Annotated in this window: 19 protein-coding genes; 10 read left to right on the top strand and 9 right to left on the bottom strand. The window is 72.6% G+C overall.

The window, feature by feature from the left end:
* Window positions 1-230: 230 nt before the first annotated feature.
* Complete coding sequence (locus tag KIS93_RS45840; protein ID WP_080041566.1) at window positions 231-2,690, top strand: glycoside hydrolase family 3 N-terminal domain-containing protein; 2,460 nt, start codon at window positions 231-233, stop codon at window positions 2,688-2,690.
* Between the two features lie 137 nt (window positions 2,691-2,827).
* Here the strand turns inward: KIS93_RS45840 and KIS93_RS45835 are convergent, their stop codons facing one another.
* Window positions 2,828-3,349, bottom strand: a complete 522-nt coding sequence (locus KIS93_RS45835) for a snapalysin family zinc-dependent metalloprotease (protein ID WP_080041565.1) — start codon at window positions 3,347-3,349, stop codon at window positions 2,828-2,830.
* Window positions 3,350-3,493: 144 nt separating this feature from the next.
* Between KIS93_RS45835 and KIS93_RS45830 the strand changes: the two genes are divergently transcribed.
* Window positions 3,494-5,356, top strand: a complete 1,863-nt coding sequence (locus KIS93_RS45830) for an ABC transporter ATP-binding protein (RefSeq protein WP_080041564.1) — start codon at window positions 3,494-3,496, stop codon at window positions 5,354-5,356.
* Window positions 5,357-5,421: 65 nt separating this feature from the next.
* Here the strand turns inward: KIS93_RS45830 and KIS93_RS45825 are convergent, their stop codons facing one another.
* Window positions 5,422-6,633, bottom strand: coding sequence for an NBR1-Ig-like domain-containing protein (locus KIS93_RS45825; RefSeq protein ID WP_080041563.1), 1,212 nt, complete (start codon window positions 6,631-6,633; stop codon window positions 5,422-5,424).
* Window positions 6,634-6,990: 357 nt separating this feature from the next.
* Entirely contained in the window at window positions 6,991-7,302 is a 312-nt protein-coding gene (locus KIS93_RS45820; RefSeq protein WP_080041561.1) for an EthD family reductase, read from the bottom strand.
* A gap of 131 nt (window positions 7,303-7,433) precedes the next feature.
* On the opposite strand from KIS93_RS45820, the gene KIS93_RS45815 reads away from it, so the two are divergent.
* Window positions 7,434-7,850 (top strand): hypothetical protein, encoded by a 417-nt coding sequence (locus tag KIS93_RS45815; RefSeq protein ID WP_080041560.1) that lies wholly within the window; start codon window positions 7,434-7,436, stop codon window positions 7,848-7,850.
* Here the strand turns inward: KIS93_RS45815 and KIS93_RS45810 are convergent.
* The 4 genes from KIS93_RS45810 to KIS93_RS45795 form a co-directional block, all read right to left on the bottom strand.
* Entirely contained in the window at window positions 7,837-8,685 is an 849-nt protein-coding gene (locus KIS93_RS45810) for a hypothetical protein (RefSeq protein WP_080041559.1), read from the bottom strand. The two genes, KIS93_RS45815 and KIS93_RS45810, sit on opposite strands and share 14 nt — an antisense overlap.
* Before the next feature lie 104 nt (window positions 8,686-8,789).
* Window positions 8,790-10,130, bottom strand: a complete 1,341-nt coding sequence (locus tag KIS93_RS45805; RefSeq protein ID WP_080041558.1) for an SLC13 family permease — start codon at window positions 10,128-10,130, stop codon at window positions 8,790-8,792.
* A 26-nt stretch (window positions 10,131-10,156) separates the two neighbouring features.
* Entirely contained in the window at window positions 10,157-12,925 is a 2,769-nt protein-coding gene (locus KIS93_RS45800; protein ID WP_230465457.1) for an FAD-binding and (Fe-S)-binding domain-containing protein, read from the bottom strand.
* Window positions 12,922-14,073: a pyridoxal-phosphate-dependent aminotransferase family protein gene (locus tag KIS93_RS45795; protein ID WP_080041557.1), complete on the bottom strand. Its 1,152-nt coding sequence runs from the start codon at window positions 14,071-14,073 to the stop codon at window positions 12,922-12,924. The genes KIS93_RS45800 and KIS93_RS45795 overlap by 4 nt, the downstream gene beginning before the upstream one ends.
* Window positions 14,074-14,151: 78 nt before the next feature.
* On the opposite strand from KIS93_RS45795, the gene KIS93_RS45790 reads away from it, so the two are divergent.
* The 7 genes from KIS93_RS45790 (at window position 14,152) to KIS93_RS63870 (ending at window position 21,238) form a co-directional block, all read left to right on the top strand.
* Window positions 14,152-14,859: an IclR family transcriptional regulator gene (locus KIS93_RS45790; RefSeq protein ID WP_080041556.1), complete on the top strand. Its 708-nt coding sequence runs from the start codon at window positions 14,152-14,154 to the stop codon at window positions 14,857-14,859.
* A gap of 126 nt (window positions 14,860-14,985) precedes the next feature.
* A complete protein-coding gene (locus KIS93_RS45785) occupies window positions 14,986-16,080 on the top strand; it encodes an alpha/beta fold hydrolase (RefSeq protein WP_080041555.1) in 1,095 nt (364 codons plus the stop codon).
* Window positions 16,077-17,513, top strand: a complete 1,437-nt coding sequence (locus KIS93_RS45780) for an FAD-binding oxidoreductase (protein WP_080041554.1) — start codon at window positions 16,077-16,079, stop codon at window positions 17,511-17,513. Before KIS93_RS45785 ends, KIS93_RS45780 begins: the two co-directional genes overlap by 4 nt.
* 347 nt (window positions 17,514-17,860) lie before the next feature.
* Window positions 17,861-18,469: a hypothetical protein gene (locus KIS93_RS45775; protein ID WP_186404814.1), complete on the top strand. Its 609-nt coding sequence runs from the start codon at window positions 17,861-17,863 to the stop codon at window positions 18,467-18,469.
* Window positions 18,466-20,220, top strand: a complete 1,755-nt coding sequence (locus tag KIS93_RS45770) for an FAD-dependent oxidoreductase (RefSeq protein WP_080041552.1) — start codon at window positions 18,466-18,468, stop codon at window positions 20,218-20,220. The genes KIS93_RS45775 and KIS93_RS45770 overlap by 4 nt, the downstream gene beginning before the upstream one ends.
* Entirely contained in the window at window positions 20,217-20,612 is a 396-nt protein-coding gene (locus KIS93_RS63875; protein WP_222107888.1) for a hypothetical protein, read from the top strand. The genes KIS93_RS45770 and KIS93_RS63875 overlap by 4 nt, the downstream gene beginning before the upstream one ends.
* On the top strand, window positions 20,612-21,238 hold the full coding sequence (locus tag KIS93_RS63870; RefSeq protein WP_222107887.1) for a hypothetical protein: 627 nt from the start codon (window positions 20,612-20,614) through the stop codon (window positions 21,236-21,238). The genes KIS93_RS63875 and KIS93_RS63870 overlap by 1 nt, the downstream gene beginning before the upstream one ends.
* Here KIS93_RS63870 and KIS93_RS45760 read toward each other — a convergent pair.
* Together KIS93_RS45760 and KIS93_RS45755 are read right to left on the bottom strand one after the other, a co-directional pair.
* Complete coding sequence (locus KIS93_RS45760; RefSeq protein ID WP_155128280.1) at window positions 21,228-21,800, bottom strand: copper chaperone PCu(A)C; 573 nt, start codon at window positions 21,798-21,800, stop codon at window positions 21,228-21,230. The two genes, KIS93_RS63870 and KIS93_RS45760, sit on opposite strands and share 11 nt — an antisense overlap.
* A 103-nt stretch (window positions 21,801-21,903) precedes the next feature.
* On the bottom strand, window positions 21,904-22,782 hold the full coding sequence (locus tag KIS93_RS45755) for an alpha/beta fold hydrolase (RefSeq protein ID WP_080041547.1): 879 nt from the start codon (window positions 22,780-22,782) through the stop codon (window positions 21,904-21,906).
* Window positions 22,783-22,860 lie beyond the last annotated feature (78 nt).

The raw sequence follows: 22,860 nt of genomic DNA, 5'->3' as shown, positions 1-22,860 counted from the left end.
AGGTGTCGGTCGATCGGAAAGCGCTTTCCTGCTCGCATTATCGGCAGGTCCTCACAGGCGGTAAAGCGGCGATGAAACTTTCACCCGATCGGGCCCCGTTTTCCCTGGTGCCCGGGGAATGCGGGGGTGGCGGCGGCCGCGTCACCGGGAAACTCGGCAGTTGTCACCTACAGTGCGTTTGGGAGCGCTCCCAAATCACCCCGTCGAGCCGAGCGCGGAGCAGCGTGCCAATGAGCAACCCGAGCAGAAGATGGACGAGCAGGGCCGCCGCGCTGATGCTCGCCGCCGCGGCCCTCACCGCGGCACCCGGCACCACCGTGGCGGCCCAGGCCGCCGCCTTCCCGTATCAGGACCCGGCCCTCCCCGTCGCCACGCGCGTCTCCGATCTCCTGTCCCGGATGTCGCTGGATGAGAAGCTCGGCCAGATGACGCAGGCCGAGCGCGGGTCGGTCAGCGAGTCCGACGTCACCACGTACCGGCTCGGCTCGGTGCTGTCGGGCGGCGGGTCCGCGCCGTCGCAGAACACGGCGACAGGCTGGGCGGACATGTACGACAGGTACCAGAACGCCGCCCTGGCCACGCCCCTCGGCATCCCCGTGATCTACGGCGTCGACGCCGTCCACGGGCACAACAACGTCTACGGCGCCACGATCTTCCCGCACAACATCGGCCTCGGCGCCACCCGCGACCCCGCCCTCGCCCAGCGGATCGGCCGGGCCGTCGCCGAGGAGGTGTCCGGCACCGGCATCGACTGGAACTTCGCGCCCTGCCTGTGCGTGGCCCGCAACGACCGGTGGGGCCGCACGTACGAGTCGTTCGGCGAGACCCCCGACCTGCCCTCGTCGATGGCCTCGATCATCACCGGCATGCAGGGCAGCGCGCTGAACGGCCCCGCCTCCGTCCTGGCCACCGCCAAGCACTACGTCGGCGACGGCGGCACCACCGGCGGCACCGACCAGGGCAACACCGAGCTGTCCGAGGCCGAGCTGCGGGCGATCCACCTGCCGCCGTTCAAGGAGGCCGTCGAGCGCGGGGTCGGCTCCGTGATGATCAGCTTCAGCAGCTGGAACGGCGCCAAGCTGCACGGACACCAGTACCTCATCAGCACGGTGCTCAAGGGCGAGCTGGGCTTCGACGGGTTCGTGGTCTCCGACTGGAACGGCATCGACCAGATCGACGGCTCGCCCGGCACCTCCGCCCAGGACGTGCGCACCGCCGTGAACGCCGGCATCGACATGGTCATGGTGCCCGTCGAGTGGCGGCGCTTCATCGACCTGCTGCGTACCGAGGTGCAGGCCGGGCGGGTCACGACGGCCCGCGTGGACGACGCGGTGCGCCGCGTCCTGACCAAGAAGTTCGAGCTCGGGCTGTTCGAGAAGCCGCGCACGGACCGGTCGTACACCTCCACCGTCGGCAGCGCGGCGCACCGCGCGCTGGCCCGCGAGGCGGTCGCGAAGTCGCAGGTCGTGCTGAAGAACGCGGGCAACCTGCTGCCGCTCGCCAAGAGCGGCGGCAAGCTGTTCGTGGCCGGCAAGAGCGCCGACGACATCGGCAACCAGAGCGGCGGCTGGACGATCTCCTGGCAGGGCTCCTCCGGCGCCATCACGACCGGCACCACCATCCTCCAGGGCATCAGGAACACGGTGGGCTCCGGCACCACCGTCACCTACAGCCGCGACGGCAGCGGCATCGACGGCTCCTACCGGGCCGCCATCGCCGTCGTCGGCGAGACCCCGTACGCCGAGACCCAGGGCGACCGCCCCGGCGGCCTCGGCCTCGACAGCACCGACCTGAACACCATCAACACCCTGCGCGCCTCCGGCGTCCCGGTCGTCGTGGTGCTCGTCTCCGGCCGCCCCCTCGACATCGCCGCCCAGCTTCCCGGCTGGAACGCGCTGGTGGCCGCCTGGCTGCCGGGCACCGAGGGGCAGGGCGTCGCCGACGTCCTGTTCGGGGCCGCGCAGCCGACCGGCAAGCTGCCCATGACCTGGATGAGCAGCGCCTCCCAGCAGCCGATCAACGCGGGTGACGGCAAGACGCCGCTGTTCCCGCAGGGGTTCGGCCTGACGTACGAGCCGGCCGGCGGGGACGACACCAGCCCGCCCAGCACGCCCGGCACCCCCGTCGCCTCCGCCGTCACCTCCTCCTCGGTCACCCTCACCTGGGCGGCCTCCACCGACGACGTGGGCGTGACCGGCTACGACGTGGTCCGCTTACAGGGCTCGGCCGAGACGACGGCGGCCACCTCCGCCACCGCCTCGGCCGCACTGACCGGCCTGACGGCGAACACGTCCTACACCTTCGCCGTGTACGCGCGCGACGCGGCCGGCAACCGCTCCGCCCGCTCCGGCACCGTCACCCTGACGACCACGGGCGGCGGCACGGGCAGCGGCTGCACGGCCACGCCGTCCACACAGAGCCAGTGGGGCAACGGGTACGTCATCCAGGTGACCGTCACCAACACCGGGACGGCGGCCCGCACCGGCTGGACCGTCACCTTCACGCTGCCGCCGGGGCACGCGCTCAGCGGCGGCTGGAACGGCACGTTCAGCACCTTCGGCCAGACCGTCACCGTGCGGAACGCCGCGCACAACGGGGCGCTGGGGGCGGGGGCGAGCACGTCGTTCGGCTTCCAGGGCACCCGCCCGAACGGTGACACTTCCCTGCCGTCCGGCTACACGTGCGCCTGAGCCCAGGGCGCGCCTTGAGGGGACGGTGGCGCGGCACCCGCGCCACCGGCCCTCCACCTTGGGACTCACCACCTCAGGGGGGACTCACCACCTCAGGGGGGACTCGCCACCTCAGGGGGGACTCACCACCTCAGGGCTCACCGCTCCTCGTGCAGCCGCCCGAACTCGACCAGCGGCGTCGCCCCGGCGAAGTTCCGGTCCACCTCGGCCCGCTCGGCGGCGCTGGGCGTCGCGTTCGTGCAGCTCGTGGGCGCGCTCGACCCCGACATCAGGTCGGAGCAGCGGCCGGTGCGCCGATCCGGCAGCCCCAGGATGTGGCCGATCTCGTGGGTGGCGATGCGCAGCGGGTAGTAGCCCTGGTTCACGGCCTGCCGGCCCATCCAGACGGTGCCGCGGCCCAGGCTGGTGGGCAGGGCGCGGGGCCAGCCGTTGTCGGCGTACACGACGAAGTGGGCGGGCGTGCCGCGCATGAGCCGCACGTTGGCGACGTTGGCGTTCCAGACCTGGGCCGCCTGGTCGACGGTCGCGCTGAACTCGGCGGCGCGGCCGGCGTCGTACCTGAGCACCGTGACCAGGGCGGTGGCCTGAGCGGGCGCGGTGACCAGCAGGAACGCCAGGCTCAGGGCGGCGGAGAGCGTGATGCGGAGCGGTCTTGACACGGAGCCTCCTCCGGGAGTTGGGGGTGTTGTGACGGTATGCGCACCACCTCCTCGGGGAGACGTAGCAAGTTGCCCCTATCACGGTGATATGGCCGCTCTGCCGGGGTGCCGGAAACTGTCGGTGGTCACGTGCACACTCAGTGCATGCAGAATGAGCCGCTCGAACTCGGCGAGATCTCCTTCTCCACCTGGTACGCCCACACCGACAAGATGGCGGAGGTCGGCTTCCTCACCATCGCCAGGAGGCTGCCCTCCCTCGTCGGCCACGCCATGCGCATGGCCTGGCAGGCGAGCCCCCGCGACACCCTGGCCACCGTCGTCCTCAACCTCCTGGGAGGGGTGTTCACCGCGTTCGGCCTGCTGGCCACCACCGGCGTCCTGACCGCCCTGTTCAGCGAGGGCCCCACCCCCGGCCGCGTCATGGCCGCCCTGCCCGCCCTCACCCTCGTCGGCGCCGCCGCCGTGCTGCGCACGGCGACCCAGTCCGGCGCGGGCTGGGCGCAGGCCCGCCTCACCCCGCAGATCGCCCGCCTCACCGAGGAGCGCCTCTACGGCCTGACCAGCCAGGTGGAGCTCGTCGCCTACGACGACCCCGACTTCCACGACGCCATGGAACGTGCCAGCAGCCGCGGCGTCGCCATGGCCGACTCGGTCGTCGCCTCGGCCATCGACGTCGTCACCGCCGCCATCGGCATCGTGGCCGCCGCGGGCGTCCTCGGCGTCCTGCACCCCGTCCTGCTGCCGCTCCTCCTCCTCGCCGTCCTGCCCGACGCCTGGGCCGCCGTCCGCAGCGCCCGCATGCGTTACTCCACCATGTACGCGCTCATCCCGGCCCGCCGCCGCAAGTGGATCATCGGTCAGCTCCTGGCCGAGCGCGGCCCCGCCGCCGAGGTGCGGGCCTTCACCATGCGCGGCTTCCTCCTCCGCATGTACGACGCGGTCGCCCGGGCCGAGCAGGACGTCATGCTCGGCCTCGCCCGGCGCCAGACGGTGGCCAAACTCGTGGGCGAGGCCCTGGGCGGCCTCGGCACGGCGCTGGTCTACGTCGCGCTCGGCGTCCTGCTGGCCGTGGCCGCCATCCCGCTCGCCGTCGCGGGCACCGCCGTCCTCGCCATCCGCTCCGGCCAGACCTCGCTCGGCAACCTCATGTACGCCACCAACCACCTCTACGAGGAGGGCCTCTACTTCACCGACTTCCTCGACTTCTGCGCCGAGGCCGAACGCCGCCTGTCCGTCCCGCGCCCGGCCCCCGTCCCCGAGGGCTTCGAACGCGTCACCGCCTCAGAGGTCACCTTCACCTACCCCGGCGCCGCCACCCCCGCCCTGCGCGAGGTGTCCATCGAGATCAAACAGGGCGAGGTCATCGCCTTCGTCGGCGAGAACGGCTCCGGCAAGACCACTCTGGCCAAGATCCTCGCCGGCCTGTACGAACCCGACACCGGCACCGTCCACTGGGACGACACCGACCTGCGCCAGGTCAGCCCCGACGCCCTGCGCCGGCGCACCGCCGTCATCGCCCAGGACCACACCCGCTGGCCCCTGACCGCCCGCTACAACATCACCATGGGCACCGACAAGGGCGAACCCGCCCTGCACGGCGCCGCCGCCGTCGCCGGCGCCGACGAGGTCATCACCGCCCTCCCGCACGGCTACCGCACCCTGCTGGATCGCCGCTTCAAGGACGGATGCGAGCTGTCCGGCGGCCAATGGCAGCGCATCGCCGTCGCCCGCGGCTTCCACCGCGACGCCGACCTGCTCATCTGCGACGAACCCACCGCCGCACTCGACGCCCGCGCCGAACACGCCCTGTTCGAACGCATCCGCCACCACGCCGACGGCCGCACCGTCCTGCTCATCACCCATCGCCTGGCCAGCGTCCGCTACGCCGACCGCATCTACGTCCTCGACCACGGCCGCATCACCGAACACGGCGACCACGACACCCTGATGGCCCTCAACGGCCTCTACGCCGACCTCTACACCCTCCAGGCCACCGCCTACCGCTGACCCGCCGTGCTGCCTGCCGCGGGCCGCCGCTCTGATGCCCGCGGCAGGCACTCGGGCCCGACGGCTCAGGCCACCGTGACGTCGAGGAAGATGGGCTTCTTGGCGGCCAGGAGCGGGGCGCCGTGCGCGTCGGTCATCTTCCAGAAGATCTTGCAGCGGCCCGGGGAGTCGGAGGCGCGGACGCGTACCGTGATGTCGATCGACTCGCCCGGCACCACCGGGCCGATCCCCACCCGCTTCGGGGCCTTGCACGGAGTGTCGTTCATGCGGGTGAGGTAGCGGTCCTGCCAGGGGACGTTGCCCGAGTTGCGGATCCGCCACGTCTTGTCGAACGACTCACCCGGCCGTACCACGGAGCCGTCCGGGTAGGTCACGTCCTTCTCGAAGACCGAGTCGTCGTACGGGGTGGCCGGTTGGGTGGGGTGGGTGGTGGGCTCGGTGCTCGTGTCGTCCACGACGTGCGGGAGGACCCAGCCGATCAGGATGGCACCCGCGCCCAGCACGGCACAGGCCCCGGCCAGGACGGCGTTCCGGCGGGTACGCCGGCGGGATCGCGGCGCACCCGCCGCAGCGGCTTCTCCCTCTCCTGCGCCCGCCTCGCTACCTGTGCCCGCCGCGTTGCTTGCGTCGGCTGCGCTGCGTGTGCCCGCCGCCTTGCCCGCGCCTGCTGTGTCGCCCGCGGGTCCGGCGCCTGCCGTGCTGCCCGCGGACCGGGCGTCGGTCGTGCCGCCCGCCCCTGCCGTGCTGTCTGCGGCGCCGACGCCCGCCGCGTTGCTTGCGCCCGTTGTGCTGCTCGCGGGGTGGGCGCTGGGTGGGGTGTCCGGCGGCTGCTCGGACGGTGTGTTGCTTGAGGGCTTCTCCTCTGGGGTGTCTGTGGGGTTCTGGTCCGCAGTTCCCGCAGCGTTGGCTGCCTGGTCAACGGTCGCGGCGCTGGTGGTGGTGCGGGAGGCTTGCTCCCAGTGGGTGCGCCATTCGCGTCTTGCCTCGTTGGCGTCTTGGCCCAGGCGGTCCACGGCTAGGACGCGGACGAACTCCCACGTCGTCTCCCAGCTTGGGAGTGTGTTGCCGCGGGCGGCGGCGGCCAGGGAGGACTTGGAGGCGGCGGCGCCGAGGCGGGAGGACATGTCGGCGAAGGACGGGTCGCCCGCGCGTTCCTTGAGCTCCCACAGCCGGTGGGCGAAGAGGGCGACGGGGCCGGAGGCCGGGTCGGGGCGGACGGGGCGGCGGCCGCGCCGCGCCCCCGTGTTCTCGTCCTGCGATCCGGGCGACTCCGCCATCCCACCTCTGCTTCGGTCGGCCGCACCGTGCGGCGCTGTCCGCCGCACCCCACCAAGACCCAAGGAGGTTACCAAAGCCGCCTCGGGTGCGAACAATCCGTCACCAGGATGATGGCACGCTCGCCGGATCGTGGCCGCTGGGTCGCGTCATCCGACCTGAAGACGGTTGATGTGCTGGATCCTGCCGGTGGGTGTGGGTGTGGGTGTGGGTGTGGGTGTGGGTGTGGGTGCGGGTGCGGGCTGGGCGGATCGCCCGTTGTGGTGGCGGGGAGATCCGCGAGCTGATCCTGCCGGCCGCCGGGGTGCCGACGCAGGGGCAGCGGCGGGTCGCGTGCCGGGTGGTCCGCCCAGTGTTGTTCACACCATCGTGCCGGCGGGGCCGGTGAGCAGGGTGACGCCCTTGCCGGCGAAGTTCGCCAGGTCGGCGACCGCCGCCTTGCCCTCCTCGCTCGCCGCGGCGGCCTCGAACGCCCGCTGGTCGTCGAACGTCAGGACGGCGACCAGGTGGTACGGGGGCTGCTCGCCGCCGGTGGGGGCGGGCCGCATGGTGGTGTAGGAGCGCACGCCCGGCATGCGGGCCGCGATGGGGGCGTGCGTCTCGTCGTAGTGCTTGTCGAACGCCTCGGCGCTGTCCGGCTGGTTGTAGAGCACGATGAGCTGGTAAGCCATGGTCTCCTCCGGAGGCAGGCGGACGGGGGTGTGCCTTCGATGAAACCTCCGTCGCGGCCTCGGCGATAGGGGCGGCGGCCGGGCCGTTCGCGTTCTACGGTGAACGCGGGGAGACGTTTCCGGGAGGGCGCATGGATCCGATCGTGCTGGCGGCGGGCACCGCCGTGGTGGCCGCGATGGCCACCGACGCCTGGCAGGGGGCCCGCGACGGCGTGGTGGCGCTGTGGCGGCGGGCCCGTCCGGCCGAGGTCGAGGCCGTCGGGGCGGAGCTGGAGAGCGTACGCGGCCAGGTGCTGGAGGCCCGTGCGGACGGCGACGACGACACCGAGCGGGCGCTGGCCGGGGCGTGGCAGATCAGGTTGCAGGCCCTGCTGCGCGCGGACCCGGCGCTGGCCGTGGAGATCCAGCGGGTGCTGGACGAGGTGTTGCGGCCCGCGCTGGCCCCGGCCGGGCAGCCCGGCCCCGTCTCCGTGGTGATGGAGGCGAAGGCGAGCGGGCACGGCCGGATCTACCAGGCGGGCCGGGATCAGCACATCACCGAGCGCTGATGGAGTTGCGGTCCAGGGTGAGCGGCTCGTCGTCGCTCTGCTCGCCGGACGGCATCTCCAGGTCGTCGAAGTCGACGACCTCGTCGGCCGGCGGCGGCGCGATCGCGACCATGGTGCCGTAGCCGGAGTATCGCGTGTCGACCAGCGGGTGGTAGGAGTCCTTGATCTTGTTGCCGTCCTTGTCGTAGCCGACGCTCGTGTACTGGTACTCCGTGACGAGGCGGATCGGCAGCCGGTTCCGGTCGAGGAAGAGGCGGTAGGAGACCTTGGGGAACTCCACGAACATGAGCTCGCTCTTCTTGTACAGCTCCTTGCTGGTCACGACGCCGCGGTACTCGCCGCCCTTGCGAACGGTGGCCTTGGCGAGCAGCAGGCGCAGGGTTCTGGGGTCGAAGACGTCGATCACCTGGTCGGCCCGCTGGTGCGCCTGCCCCCAGAACGAGTCCTTGCCGTTGAACAGGATCCACTTCTTGCCCTCGGGCAGGGGCCCCCACCAGAAGCCGCGCACGTAGGTGGTGCGGCCGAGCTCGATCTCCTGCAACTCGTCCCCTAATTCGGGGGAGGGCGGATACTTCGAGGTGAGATCGGCGCCCACGACCCCGTGCCTGCCGAAGGCGATCGTGCCGGTGGTCCTGGTCGGGGCCGTCCGCGCGTCCCCGGGGAGCTTGCTGCGGCTGGTCTCGGTGACCAGCACGCCGCGGCCCTCCACGAACTGCGCGCGCAGGCTCTTGACCGGGTCGGCCGGGGCGGCGGCGGCGTGCGCCGCCTGGCCGCCGGTGAGTGCGGCGGCGGCCAGGCTCGCGGCGAGCAGCGTGGCCGTGAGTCGTCTGATCATGAAGATTCCTCTGCTGTTGTCGGGACGCAGGAGAATCCTCGCGGCAGGCGATCACGGATGAGTATCGGCGCGGCGGCTGGCCGAGCCGGCCGGGCACGAGACGGCTAGCCGAGCCAGCCGGGCACGACCAGGACGGCCCAGGCGGCCAGGGGGCCCACGAGGACGATCACGCCGCCGTAGGCCAGCAGCCGGCGGTAGAAGTCGTCGCGGTGCATGCCCCTGACGTTGGCCACCAGCAGCGCGCCGGTGGTGGAGAACGGGCTGACGTCCACGATCGCCGACGACACCGACAGCGCCGCGATCATCGCGACCGGCCCGAGCGTGCCCTGCGACAGCAGCGGTACGGCCAGCGGCACCAGCGCGCCGAGGATGCCCACGGTCGAGGCGAACGCGGACACGACGCCGCCCACGTAGCAGATGAGCAGCGCCACCAGCAGCGGGATGCCTATCGCGGCCACGGCCGAGCCGACGTAGTCCACAGTGCCGATCTCCTGGAGCACGCCCACGTACGTGACGACGCCGCAGATCAGCAGCACGGTCGGCCAGGCGACCCGCTCCACGGCGCCCTTGTCGGACCTGGGGGAGGTGAGCATGAGGACGACGGCCACGGTGACGGCGGTCAGGCCGACGTCCAGCTTGAGCGCCAGGACGGCCAGGCAGAGCACGAGGATGCCGGTCAGGGTGAGGGCCTGGTGCGGGGTTAGCTTCAGCCCGGTCGCGGGGGTGGCCTGCTGCGTGACGACCGCGCCCCCAGAGCCGGTCCCAGCGACGGTCCCAGTGACGGGCGGAGTGCCTGAGCCGGTCGCGGTCTCGTCCGAAGGAGCGGGGACGGTGCCGCGGCGGATGAGGTCGCGCCCGCCGAAGACGAAGAAGACGGCCACGGCCGCGGCGGCGTTGAAGGCGAAGCTCGACACGAACAGCACGAGGTCGTTCCCGGGCAGGTGGGATTCGGCGGCGACCCCGTTCACGATGCCGCCCAGCACGCTGATCGGTGAGAACGCCCCCGCCTGCGTCCCGTGCGCGACCATGAGCCCGATCAGCATGGGATGGATGCGGTGGTCGGCCGCGAACCCGAACGCGATCGGCGCGAGGATGGCCGCGACGGCGGGCGCGGGCGCGCCCACGGCCGTCAGCAGCGCCGAGACGGCGAAGACGACGAGGGGGATCGCGGCCAGCCGCCCTCGTACGAGGTGCACGGCGGCGCGGACGAGCCAGTCCACGGTCCCGTTGTTGGTGGCGATCGCGAACAGCAGCGTCACGCCGACGAGGATCACGAACAGGCTGCCGGGGAACGCGTCGAGGATGGCGTCGGTGTCCATGCCGGCGGCGAGGGTGCCGACGAGGAAGGCGCCGACGAGGGCGAGGGCTCCGAGGTTCACGGGGAAGATCGTGGCGACGACGAACATGGCGATGAGGGCGAGAATGGACAGGAGCTCTGCTGACACTGCGTACTCCGATCTCCCCCGAGGCGTTATGGCAGGCCGGCCGCCCAGTGGATGAGCTCGACCGGGTGGCGGGCGGCGCGGCCCGCACCGTGGGCGATCTGCTGGCGGCAGGAGACCCCCGTGGCCGCGAGCAGCGTGTCGGGTGCGGAGGCGGCGATCGCCGGGAAGAGCCGGAGAGCGCCGATCTTCATGGACAGGTCGTAGTGCTCGGCCTCGAACCCGAACGAGCCGGCCATGCCGCAGCAGCCGGCGTCGAGCTCCGTCACGCGGGCTCCGGGGATCCTGGACAGCAGCTCGCGGGTGGCGGTGGTGCCGGTGACGGCCTTCTCGTGGCAGTGGCCGTGCAGGAGGATCTCGCGTCCGCGCAGCGCGTCGCCGAGGGTGAGTGAGCCGTCGTCGATGGCCTCGGTGAGCAGCTCGGGGATGAGCCGGGCGCGGGCCGCGACCTCCTTGACGCGCGGGTCGCCGGGGAGCAGGGCGGCGTACTCGTCCTTGAGTGTCAGCAGGCAGGACGGCTCCAGGCCGACGATCGGCGCGCTGGTGCGGGACAGGCGGGTGACCAGGTCGGCGGCCATGGCGCGGGCGCGGTCGAGCAGGCCCTTGGAGATGCCGGCGCGGCCGCAGCAGCCTTCGGCGGCCAGGCTGACCCGGTAGCCGGCGCGCTCCAGCAGCTCGACGGCGGCGCGCCCGATCGCGGGCTCGGTGTAGGCCGTGAAGGAGTCGGCGAGCAGGATCACGTCCTTGCCCGAGTGGCGCGGCGGGCGGCGGGCGAACCAGCGGGGGAGGTTGTCGCGGTGGAAGCGGGGCAGGGGGCGGCGCCGGCTCAGGCCGAGGGGGCCGCGCACGGCGCCGGCCAGCCAGTTCGACAGCGGCGCGGTGGCGGAGCCGAGCCGGTTGAGCGTCCTGATCGCGCCGAACGCGCGCGCCCGCGGCGGCACGCCGTGGACCTGCTGGTACTGGTGCAGGAACTCGCTCTTCATGGCCGCCATGTCCACCCCGAGGGGGCACTCCGACTGGCACGCCTTGCACTCCAGGCAGAGGTCGAGGATGCCGCGCAGCCGCTCGTCGCCCAGCGCCCGCCGCGGGTCCGGCGACGACAGGGCCTTGACCAGGGCGTTGGCCCGGCCGCGGGTGGAGTGCTCCTCCTCGCGGGTGGCCATGTACGACGGGCACATGACGCCGGAGTCGTCCTTGCGGCACACGCCGACGTTCATGCACCGGTCGGCGGCGGCGTGCATGCCGCCATCGCCGAAGGAGAGGGTGGTGGCGAGCGGTCGCGGCGCGGGCATGGCCGGGTCGCGCAGGTGCGCGGTCATCGGCGGGGCGTCCACGATCTTGCCGGGGTTCAGCCGGCCGTGCGGGTCGAAGAGCTGCTTGACCCGCCGCATCGCCTCGTAGATCGGCTCGCCGAACAGCCGCCGGTTGAACTCGGAGCGGGCCAGGCCGTCGCCGTGCTCGCTGGAGTTCACGCCGCCGTGCCGGGCGGCGAGGTCGGCGATCTCCTCGGCGACGGCCCGCATCGTGCCGATCTCGCCGGGGGCGCGCAGGTCGACGAACGGGCGTACGTGCAGGCAGCCGACCGAGCAGTGGCCGTAGAAGCCGGCCCGCAGCCCGTGCCGGTCGAGGATCGCGGCGAACTCCTCGACGTACGGCAGCAGCCGCTCGGGCGGCACGGCCGTGTCCTCGACGAACGCCAGCGGCCTGCGGCTGCCCACGCTGGAGGCCATCAGCAGGCCGAGCCCGGCCTTGCGCACCTTCAGCACGGCGGCCTGCTGCCCGGCGGTGACGGCGCGCAGCGTGTGGTAGCCGTGGCCGTTCGCCTTCCAGAGCGCGGCCAGCTCGTCCACCCGGCCGGCCACCTCGGCGGCGCTGTCGCCGAAGAACTCCACGAACAGCAGCGCCTCCGGGTCGCCCTCCAGGATGCCGCCGAGCCCGGCGTAGTCCACGCGCTGCCGGGACAGGTCGAGGATGGCCTTGTCGAGCAGCTCGACCGAGGCGGCGTCGGAGGCGAGGGCGTCGGCGGTGGCGGCGATGGCGGCGGCGGTGGAGGTGAAGTGGCCGACGGCGATGGCCTTGGCCTTCGGCAGGTCCACCAGCCCGACCGTGGCCTCGGTGACGACGGCCAGGGTGCCTTCTGAGCCGACGATCAGCTTGGTCAGGCCCCCTTGCGCGACCGCGTCGAGGCGGTAGCCGCCGGAGTGGCGCCAGAAGCGGGGGAAGCCGGACAGGTCCAGCCCGTCCAGGATGTCCGCCACCCCCGCGTTGAGCCGGGGGTCGGTGGCCAGGTCGGGCGTGGTGGCGTCGGCCAGCACCACGCGCAGCGCCCGCACGTGGTCGATCGTGGAGCCGTACAGGACGGAGTGGCTGCCGGCGGAGTTGTTGCCGATCATGCCGCCGATCGTGGCCCGGTTGCTGGTGGAGGTGTCGGGGCCGAACATCAGGCCGTGCTTGCGGGCGGCCCGGTTGAGCTGGTCCTGGACGACGCCCGGCTGCACGCGGGCGGTCCTGCCGTCGATCTCCAGGATGCGGTTCATGTGCCGGGAGAAGTCCACGACCACGGCCGCGCCGACCGTCTGGCCGGCCAGGCTGGTGCCCGCGCCGCGCGGCAGCACCGGCACGCCCAGCTCGCCGCACGCCAGCACCAGGGCCTGGACGTCGTCCGCGTCGCGGGGGAAGGCGACGGCCAGCGGCTCGATGGCGTACATGCTGGCGTCGGAGGAGTACAGGTGCCTGGTGTAGGGGTCGTCCCGGACGTCGCCGGCGATCAACGGAGCCAGCGTGCGAGCGAGGCTCACCGAGCCCCCTCCAGGTACGCCAGCGCGGCCCGCGTCCCGCCCTCCTTGATCGGCACCCCGGCCGCCGCCAGCCCCATCTCGACCCCGCTGAGCGTGCCCGCGAGCATGAGGTCGTTGAAGTGGCCGAGATGCCCGATGCGGAAGACCCGGCCCGCGAGCCGGCCGAGCCCGGTGCCGAGCGACAGGTCGTAGCGCTCCAGCATGAGCCGCCTGGCCGCGTCGGCGTCGTGCCCGTCCGGCATGAGGACGGCGGTCAGCGAGCTGGAATGCGCGCGCTCGTCGGCGCAGAGCACCTCCAGCCCCCAGCCGCGCACGGCCCGCCTGGTGGCCTCGGCGTGCCGGTCGTGCCGGGCGAAGACCGCGTCCAGGCCCTCCTCCTCCAGCATGAGCAGCGCCTCGCGCAGGCCGTACAGGAGGTTGGTGGGCGGGGTGTAGGGGAAGAAGCCCTGCCGGTTGGCGGCGATGATCGGCTCCCAGTCCCAGTACGACCGGGGCAGCCGCCCCCGATGGGCCAGCGCCTTCTCGCTGACGGCGTTGAACCCCATGCCGGGCGGCAGCATCAGCCCCTTCTGGGAGCAGCCGACGGTGACGTCCACGCCCCACTCGTCGTGGCGGTAGTCCATGGAGCCCAGCGACGAGATCGTGTCCACGAGCAGCAGCGCCGGATGCCCGGCCCGGTCGAGGGCCGCGCGCACCCCGGCGACGGGGCTGCGGACGCCGGTGGAGGTCTCGTTGTGCACGACCATGACGGCGGCGACGTCGGGCGTGAGCCGGTCGGCCAGCGCGTCCGGGTCGGCGCCGTGCCGCCAGTCGCCCGGCACGACGTCCACGACGAGCCCGAGCCGCTCGGCCATCCCGCACCACAGCGCGGAGAAGTGCCCGGTCCCGAACGCCACCACCTTGTCGCCCGGCGACAGCGTGTTGACCAGCGCGGCCTCCCACGCGCCGGTGCCCGACGACGGGTAGACGACGACGGGCCCCGCGGTCTTGAACACGGTCTTCAGCCGTTCGAGCAGCTCGCCCGCGAGCCGGGCGAACGCGGGCCCCCGGTGGTCGATCGTGGGCTGGGCGATGGCCCGCAGCACCCGGTCGGGAACGTTGGTCGGCCCGGGGATCTGCAAGAAGTGCCGGCCCACGGTCAGAACCACCTCCGTGCCATCACACGGCACGGCGTGCCGCTGTGCGGTTCATTAACATTAAGATCGGTCCGCCAGAGGAGTCAATGCATGCAGAACGTGATCAACGCCCTGCGCGTCCTCGAAGAGGTCGCCGACCGGCAGCCCGTCGGCGTGGGCGAGCTGGCGCGCGGGCTCGGCCTGCCCAAGAGCACCGTGCAGCGGTCGCTGAAGACGCTGCACGAGGCCGGGTGGATCAGGCCGGCCGGGGGCGAGGTCACCCGCTGGCAGGTCACCAGCAAGGCGTTGCAGGTGGCCCGCCGCACCGAGCTGGGGCTGCGCGACGCGGCCGTGCCCGTCATGGAGGAGCTGCGCCAGCGCACCGGCGAGACGATCCACCTCATGGTGCCCGAGGGCGACGCGGTCGTGCTGATCGAGCGGCTGGAGACCGACAAGCCGCTGCGGATCGTGCTGCCGCTGGGCACCAGGCTGCCGCTGCACGCCTCCGCCAACGGCAAGGCCGTGCTCGCCCACCTCGACCGCCCGCTCGGCGACCTGCCCGGCTACACCGACACCACGATCACCGACCCGCGCGCCCTGCGTGCCGAGCTCGACGCCGTGCTCGCCCGCGGCTACGCCGACAACCGCGGCGAATGGCGCTCCGACATCGCCGCCGTCGCCGCCGCCGTCCTCGCCCCCGGCCCCGTCGCCAGCCTCAGCGTCTCCACCCCGGCCAGCCGCATGACGGAGGAGCTGCGCGCCGAGTACGGCAAGCTCGTCGCGGGCGCGGCGAGAACGCTGGCCGAGCTCCTCAATTGATGCGGGCCGATACGCGGCCTTCCCCGACGCCGATACGCGGCCTTCCTTGACGGGCTCCGGGGGCGGATGTACGTTCGCGACCGCTTCGCCCTGCTGAGGGCGTCCTGATCCGCGCGGAGAATCGCCATGGCGCGTACCATCCCGCTGTTCACGCTCGAAGGCGTCCCCGACGCCACGGTCACGACGCACCCCTTCACCACCCAGGACGGCCTGGGCCTGAGCATGCTCCGGTTCTTCAGGGAGCCGGCCGGCGACGTCGTGCTGGTGATCCACGGGCTCACCACGTCCAGCGACATGTTCATCATGCCCGAGCACACCAACCTCGTCCGCTACCTGCTGGACGCGGGCTACACGGACGTGTGGACGCTCGACTACCGGATGAGCAACCGGCACCCGTACAACCGCGCGATGCACCGCCACACCATGGACGACATCGCCCTCTACGACTACCCGGCCGCGCTGCGCACGCTGCGCGCGCAGGTGGGGGAGCGGCGCGTGCACGTCATCGCCCACTGCCTGGGCTCCGTGTCGTTCATGATGAGCCTGTTCGGCCGGGCCGTGGACGGCATCGCCAGCGTCATCGCCAACAGCGCCGCCCTCACCCCGCGCGTGCCCGCCTGGTCGCAGCTCAAGCTGACCGTCGCGCCCGCCTTCATGGAGTACGTGCTCGGCTTCCCCTACCTCGACCCCAAGTGGAGCGAGGAGCCCCGCTTCACCAGGGGCTGGCTGTTCTCGCGCGCCGTGGACCTGTTCCACCCCGAGTGCGACGAGCCCGCCTGCCACATGCTGAGCCTCATGTGGGGCACCGGCTGGCCCGCGCTGTATGGCCACGACAAGCTGGAGGCCGTCACCCACGCCCGCAGCGGCGACCTGTACGGCGCCACCGGCTTCCACTACTACCGGCACGTGCTGAAGATGGTGCGGGCCGGCCGCGCCGTGAAGTACGACCCGTCCGACGCCCGCCTCGCCGCGCTGCCCGACGACTACCTGGCCGGCGCCGCCGAGATCGACACGCCGGTGCTGCTCACCACCGGCGACCGCAACCACGTCTTCGCCGACTCCAACGTGGTCTGCTACGACCGCCTCAAGGCGGCCGCCCCCGGCCGGCACGAGCTCGTCGTCTTCCCCGGCTACGGCCACCAGGACGTCTTCATGGGCAGGAACTGCCACCAGGACGTCTTCCCCCTCATGATCGATTTCCTGAAGCGGCAAGGGGCATGACCGTGTCACAGCACCGCATCTACCAGCCGACCAGCCACGAGGCCTACCCGCACGACACGCTGTCCAGCCTCGCCTACGACTGGGAGCGGGTGGCCGACCCCGGGATCCCGCCGCGCTGGCCGTTCAAGGTCTACCTGCCGCGCACCACCGACGACGTCGTCAAAGCCGTCAAAGAGGTACGCGAGCGGGACGAGCGGCTCATCGTGCGCGGGCACGGCCACTCCAGCAACAACCTCGTCACCGGCGACGGCGCCACCGTCATGCTCACCGACCGGATGAACCAGATCATCGACGTCGACGAGCGCAAGCGCACCGTCACCGTGCAGGGCGGCACCGTCCTGTTCGAGGTGGACGCCCACCTCGCCGCACGCGGCTGGGGCCTGTCGATCATCGGCGACCACGACCACATCACCGCCGGCGGCTTCGCCTCCGTCGGCGGCATCAGCCCCGCCTCCCACCGGTACGGCCTGTTCGTCGACACGGTCAAGGAGCTGGAGTACGTGGACTGGGACGGCGCCGTCCACGTCTGCGGCCGCGATCGGGACCCCGGCCGCTTCCACCGCGTCCTGGCCGGCACCGGCCGGCACGGCGTCATCACCACGCTCACCATCGAGATCGTCCGCGTCGACAAGTACCGCACCGTGCTGGCCAACCACCTGCTGCTCACCGCCGACCTCGACGACTACATCCGCCGCTCCGCCGAGCTCATCCGCGACCCCGGCGACGCGCTCATGGAACGCGGCGTGTGGGCCGACTTCCCCACCCCTCTCGGCGCGCTACGGCTCGGCCAGTTCTCCTCCTACCACGAAACCCCCCAGAACCCGCTCAAATCCCTCATCAACCGCGCCGCCTACGGCTACCAGCAGCTCCTCGGCTACTGGGCCGGCCGCCTGCCCACCGCCATGGACGAGCTCGTCAAATACCTCGGCATGGGCGCCATCATGCTCAGCCCCCTCTACGCCAGCGGCAAGAACATCGAACGCTTCACCGACCAGGTCCTCGACGCCACCGTCGGCGACCCCACCCGCATGCTCGTCGTCCTCGCCCCCGCCGAACGCTACGAGATCCTCTTCCGCCGCCTGTACGACCTCGCCGTCGAGGAACGGCGCGACAGCGGCGGCATCACCTTCATCTCCGTGTACGTCAAAGCGATCCGCTCCGCGTACCTGTCCAAAGGGGACGCGAGCAAGCGGCACTGCGAGCTGATGCTGTACTTCGGTGTCAACCCCGCCCAGATGACCGAGAAGGTGCTCGAACGGCTGGTGGAACGGGTCGACGACATCGTCATCGACAACGGCGGCTTCCGCTACATGCACTCCCGCACCAGCACCTCCCCTGAGCGACGGCGGCTGCTCGACCCGAACGCCATGTACGCGCAGAACGGGGGGAAGGCCCGGGGGAAGGGCGCCGGCGGCACGAGCGGAAAGGCCTGATGCCCCATGACCCCCAACCCCACCCCTGACACCCCGACCCCGCCGACCACCGGCCCGGCTGCGGGCGGTGCGCGGGCGCGGGCGGCGACGGCGGCTTCCGGCCGGAAGCGCCGGGCGACGACCCCCGCCGCTGACAGTGCGGGCAAGGAGGCGACGGCGGCCGTGGCGGCGACCGGCCGCACGGCGGGCGCGCAACCCAGCACCGGCCGGGCGGGCACGCAACCGGGTGCGCAACCGGGTGCTCGGCCGGGCGCGGGGCGCGCGGAGGCCGGCGGGCGGAGGGCGCCGGTGCTGCGGGGAAGCCGGAGCCCGCCGCAGGCGCCCCTGGGCTGACGTTCCGGGAGAAGATGTCCGGGTACTTCGCCATGGGCGTGGCCGACCCGGGCGAAGGGGCGCGCGTCGGGCGCCGGACGCGGTGGCGGCTCACGCTGCGGGCCACCGTCACCATCGACGACATGCGGGCGTTCGTGGCCGACCCCCTGCACCCCGGGACCCTGCGGGGCGAGATCGAGCTGCCCGGGGTCGCGCAGCGGATCCCGTTCCACGACGGGATCTTCCAGTTGTTCGCCCCGTCCGGCGAGCCCGACCTGACGCTGCTCGTGTACGAGGCCCCGTTCTCGTACGACGGCCAGGCGTACTACCTGGCCGGCCGCAAGAACGTCCGTGATGACCTGGGCCTGGATCTGTGGCCGGACACGACCACCCTGGAGGTGCGGCTGCACCGGGGGCCCGACGCCAGGGGCGAGGTCGTCGGGGCGGGGGTGCTGCGGCTGGGGGTGGCGGAGCTGGCGGCGCTCCTGGTGTCGATGCGGGCCAGGAACGTGGCCTCGCCGGTGGAGGCGGCGCGCGTGTTCGGGGCGTTCGGGCTGCTGTTCGCGCGGAGCCTGCGCGCCAGCTACCTCCAGAGGCCGCGCGCTTTCGTGCGGGCGCGCGCCCGCCGGGGGGAGGAGCGATGACGTCCCCTGAGCATGTGGACGCCGTGGTCGTCGGCTCGGGGTTCGGCGGGTCGGTGTCGGCCTACCGGCTGGCCGAGGCGGGGTTGCGGGTGGTCGTGCTGGAGCGCGGGCGCGCGTACCCGCCGGGGAGCTTCGCCCGCTCGCCGCGCGAGCTGAGCCGGGCGCTGTGGGATCCGAGCGAGGGCCTGTACGGGCTGTTCGACGTGTGGACGTTCAACGGGTTCGACTCGGTGGTGAGCAGCGGCCTCGGCGGCGGCTCGCTGATCTACGCGAACGTGCTGCTCAGGAAGGACGAGAAGTGGTTCGTCAAGCGGGAGCGGCTGCCCGGCGGCGGGTACGAGACGTGGCCGGTCACCAGGGCGGAGCTGGACCCGCACTACGACGCCGTGGAGCGGATGCTGGGCGCCACCCGCTACCCGTTGCACGCCCCCGCCTACGCCGACACGCGTAAGACGCTCGCCATGCAGGTGGCCGCCAAGGACCTGGGCCTGGCCTGGGAGCTGCCGCCGCTGGCCGTCAGCTTCTCGCCGGGGCCGGAGGAGGCGCCGGGGCTGGGGCTGCCGATCAAGGACCCGGCGTACGGGAACCTGCACGGCAGGCCGCGCCGGACCTGCCGGTTGTGCGGGGAGTGCGACCTGGGCTGCAACGACGGCGCGAAGAACACGCTCGACCACACGTACCTGTCGGCCGCGCAGGCCGCGGGGGCGGATCTGCGCACCCACCGTGAGGTGCGCGGGCTGCGGGCACGCGGTGACGGCGGCGGCTACGAGGTCACGTACGTCGAGCACGACGAGGCGCGCGAGGGCCGCCGCACCGACACGCGCAAGCTGCCCCTGCGCGGCATCACGTGCGACCTGCTGATCCTGGCCGCGGGCACGTACGGCACGACCTACCTGCTGCTGCGCAACCGCGACACGCTGCCGGGGCTCAACCTGGAGCGGCTGGGCCGGCGGTACTCGGGCAACGGCGACCTGCTGACGTTCCTGCTGCCGAGGCCGGCCGGCGGCGAGCGGCTGGAGGCCAGCCGCGGGCCGGTGATCACCAGCTCGGTGTTCGTGCCGGACCGGCTGGACCGGCCGGACGTCACGGGGCGCGGCTTCTACGTGCAGGACGGCGGCTATCCGGGGTTCGTGGACTGGCTGGCGGAGAGCACGGACGTGACGCGGTCGGTGTTCAGGGCGGGCGAGTTCGTGGTGCGGGCGCTGGTGTCGCGGCTGCTGGGCTCGTCCGACACGAGCCTGAGCGCGGAGCTGTCGCGCCTGATCGGGCAGGGCACGCTGTCGTCGGGCTCGCTGCCGCTGCTCGGCATCGGCCGGGACGTGCCGGACGGCGTGATGAAGCTGCGCGGCGACCGGCTGAACGTCGACTGGACGACCAGGACGAGCCGCGCGTACTTCGAGCGGATCCGGCGCACGATGCGCGACATCGCCGACCATTTGGACGCCAAGTACGTGGACAACCCGATCTGGTTCTTCCGGAAGATCATCACGGTGCATCCGCTGGGCGGAGCGTCCATCGGGCACAGCCGGGAGGAGGGCGTCTGCGACCCGTACAACGCCGTCTTCGGGCTGCCCGGCCTGTACGTCGCGGACGGCGCGGCCATGCCGGGCCCGGTCGGCCCCAACCCGTCGCTGACCATCGCGGCGCTGGCCGACCGCATGTGCACGCACCTGCTGGAGCGGCGCCCGCGCCGCGCCCGCCGCCGCCCGTCCGTGGTGCGCGCGGCTCCAGAGGAAGGGAGCCCGCCGTGACCAGCATCGCCGTGGCGTTCGTGCACGGCGTCGAGATCGACGACCCCGGCTTCGCCGCGCGGCCGGCCGCGATGCTGCGGGCCGCGTTCGCCCGCGCGGCCGGCATGAGCCGCACCGACGCCGACGACGCACTGGTCGTCGAGGCGGTCAACTGGGCGCCGCACATCGAGCAGCGGCAGCGCGAGCTGTTCGCCAGGATGTACTCCGAGGAGGGCGCCAGAACCTTCTTCGACGGGCAGCTGGAACGGCTGGTCAAGCGGCTCAACGCCGGGCGGGCGGGCGCGCTGGCCCCGCTGGCCGGCTGGCTGCTCCTGCCCTTCCTGCCCGGGATACCCGGGCTGCGCGGCCTGCGGGGCCGCGCGGGCTGCGCTACCCGGGCGCGCGCTGGCTGATGCTGCACTTCGGCGGCGACATCATCGCCTACGACCGGCAGCGCAACGAGGCCAACTACGTCGCCGCGCACGAGAGCCTGGCCAGGGCCCTGGCGCGGCTGGCCGAGAAGGCCGGCGACGCGGCGCCGCTGTGCGTGCTGGCGCACTCGTTCGGCAGCGTGCTGGTCAGCGACTACGTCTACGACCAGCAGGAGACGCTGCGCGGCCGCAAGCTCGTGCCCGACCGGGTACGGGCCGCCATGGGCACCTCGGCGCTGGCCAGGGGCGAGACGCTGGCCTGGCTCTACACCATGGGCAGCCCGCTCGCGCTGTGGAGCCTGCGTTACCCCGACGCCACGCTCGACAAGCCCATCGACTTCCCCGGCCCGGACATCGCCGGCCGCAGGACCGCCCTGCAGAGCGAATGGGTGAACTTCCACGACCCCGACGACGTGGCCGCCTACCCGCTGCGGCCGCTCGGGCCCGCCTACGAGCAGCAGGTGACCATGGACCGGGCGATCGAGGTGCGGGGGCCGTGGCCGCCGTTCCAGACGCCGCTGGTGCACCCGTTCTACTGGACCGACGGCACGCTGATGGAGGCCGTCGGCCGGTCACTGGCCAAGGGCTGGCGGCACCTCAACCCGTAGTGGTGGCCGTCGGGCCCGGCGACGCGGTGCCCTGGTTCGTCACCTGCGGCGGAGGCGGCGAGGTGACCGGGGCGGCCGGCGTCGGCGAGCCCGCCGGCGCGGACGGCAGGTTCGAGAAGTGGCCGGTGCGGGTCATGACGGGCACCATCAGGCGCACCGGCTTGGCGTCGCGGAAGGTGAACGTCATCGGCACCGTGCTGCCGCGCACCCCCGTGGCGGTGCCGATCGGCTTGTTGCCGGTGCCCACGGCCTGGTCGGGCGGCAGCGTGAGCGGCTGCCCGGCCAGCTGCACGGTGCCGCCGCCGTCCATCGTGACCCGTTCGAGCTGGTGGGCCTGCTGACCGTCGTTGACGATCACCCCGAACAGCGCCTGCTGCGGCGGCGGCGAGGCCGAGTCGGTGCCTCCCAGGAGGAAGACATTGCGCAGGCTCAGGCCGCCCTCCACGTTCGCGTTGGCGCCGTCGTTCTGCGGGACCCTGTTGGCCTCGTCGAAGCCGGCGTTCATGCAGCCGCTGGCCGACAGCGCGACGACCACCACGGCGGCGGCGATGGGACGCATCACGATAGCCCTCCTCCCGGACCGGTAGTCGTTCCCGTACCCGCGAACACCGCCCCGAACCAGGGCCACCCCCTGCTCAACCCGCTCGGGCGACCTCAGGGGCGGGTCACCGGGCGAGCAGGTCCCGCAGCGCCTTGACCACCTCCGCCGGGGCCTCCTCCGCCATGAAGTGCCCGCACGTCACCGTCCGGTGCTCCAGGTCCTGCGCCCAGGCCCGCCACCTCCCGGCCGCGTCGAACCCGAGCGCCGAGCCCCAGTCCTGCTGCAGCACCGTCACGGGCATGGTCAGCTTGTTGCCCGCCCGCCGGTCGGCCTCGTCGTGCTCGACGTCGACCGTGGCCGTGGCCCGGTAGTCGGCCACGATCGACGGGATCGCCTCGCGGGACGCCTTCAGGTACGCGGCCCGGACGTCGGCCGGGATCGCGTTCGGGTCGTTCGCCCAGAGGTCCAGGAAGTAGCCGAAGAACGCGTCCGCCGCCCCCGCGATCATGGCTTCCGGCAGGCCCGGCGGCTGGGCCATCAGGTACAGGTGGAACCCGACGGCGGCCGACCGCCCCCGCATCACCTCCCACGAGTCCAGCGTCGGCAGCACGTCCAGGGAGGCCAGGTGCGTGACGGCGTCCGGGTGGTCGAGACCCGCCCGGACGGCGACCAGCGCGCCCCGGTCGTGGCCCGCCAGCGCGAACCGCTCGTGCCCCAGCGCCCTGGCCAGCGCCACCACGTCGGCGGCCATCGTGCGCTTGGAGTAGGCGAGGCCGTCGGGGTCGGCGGGCTTGTCGCTGTCGCCGTACCCGCGCAGGTCGGGGCAGATGACCGTGTGGTCGGCGGCCAGGTCGGCGGCGACGTGCCGCCACATGAGGTGCGTCTGCGGGAACCCGTGCAGCAGCACGACGGGGCTGCCCGAGCCGCCGACGGCCACGTTGAGCGCCACGCCGTCGGCCACGGTGACGCGGCGGCGGGTGAATCCGGTGATCTGGGGTGTCATGTGCTCGGCTCTCCTGCCGTTTCGGTTCGTCGTCTCATGGGGGGCGCCTCGAAGCCTGCCGTCCGCCAATCAGCACCT

The sequence above is a fragment of the [Actinomadura] parvosata subsp. kistnae genome, assembly GCF_900323885.1.
In the GTDB taxonomy this organism is placed as follows: domain Bacteria; phylum Actinomycetota; class Actinomycetes; order Streptosporangiales; family Streptosporangiaceae; genus Nonomuraea; species Nonomuraea composti.
The sequence above is the reverse complement of the archived record's forward strand: the minus strand, read 5'-3'. Positions and strand labels throughout refer to the sequence as shown.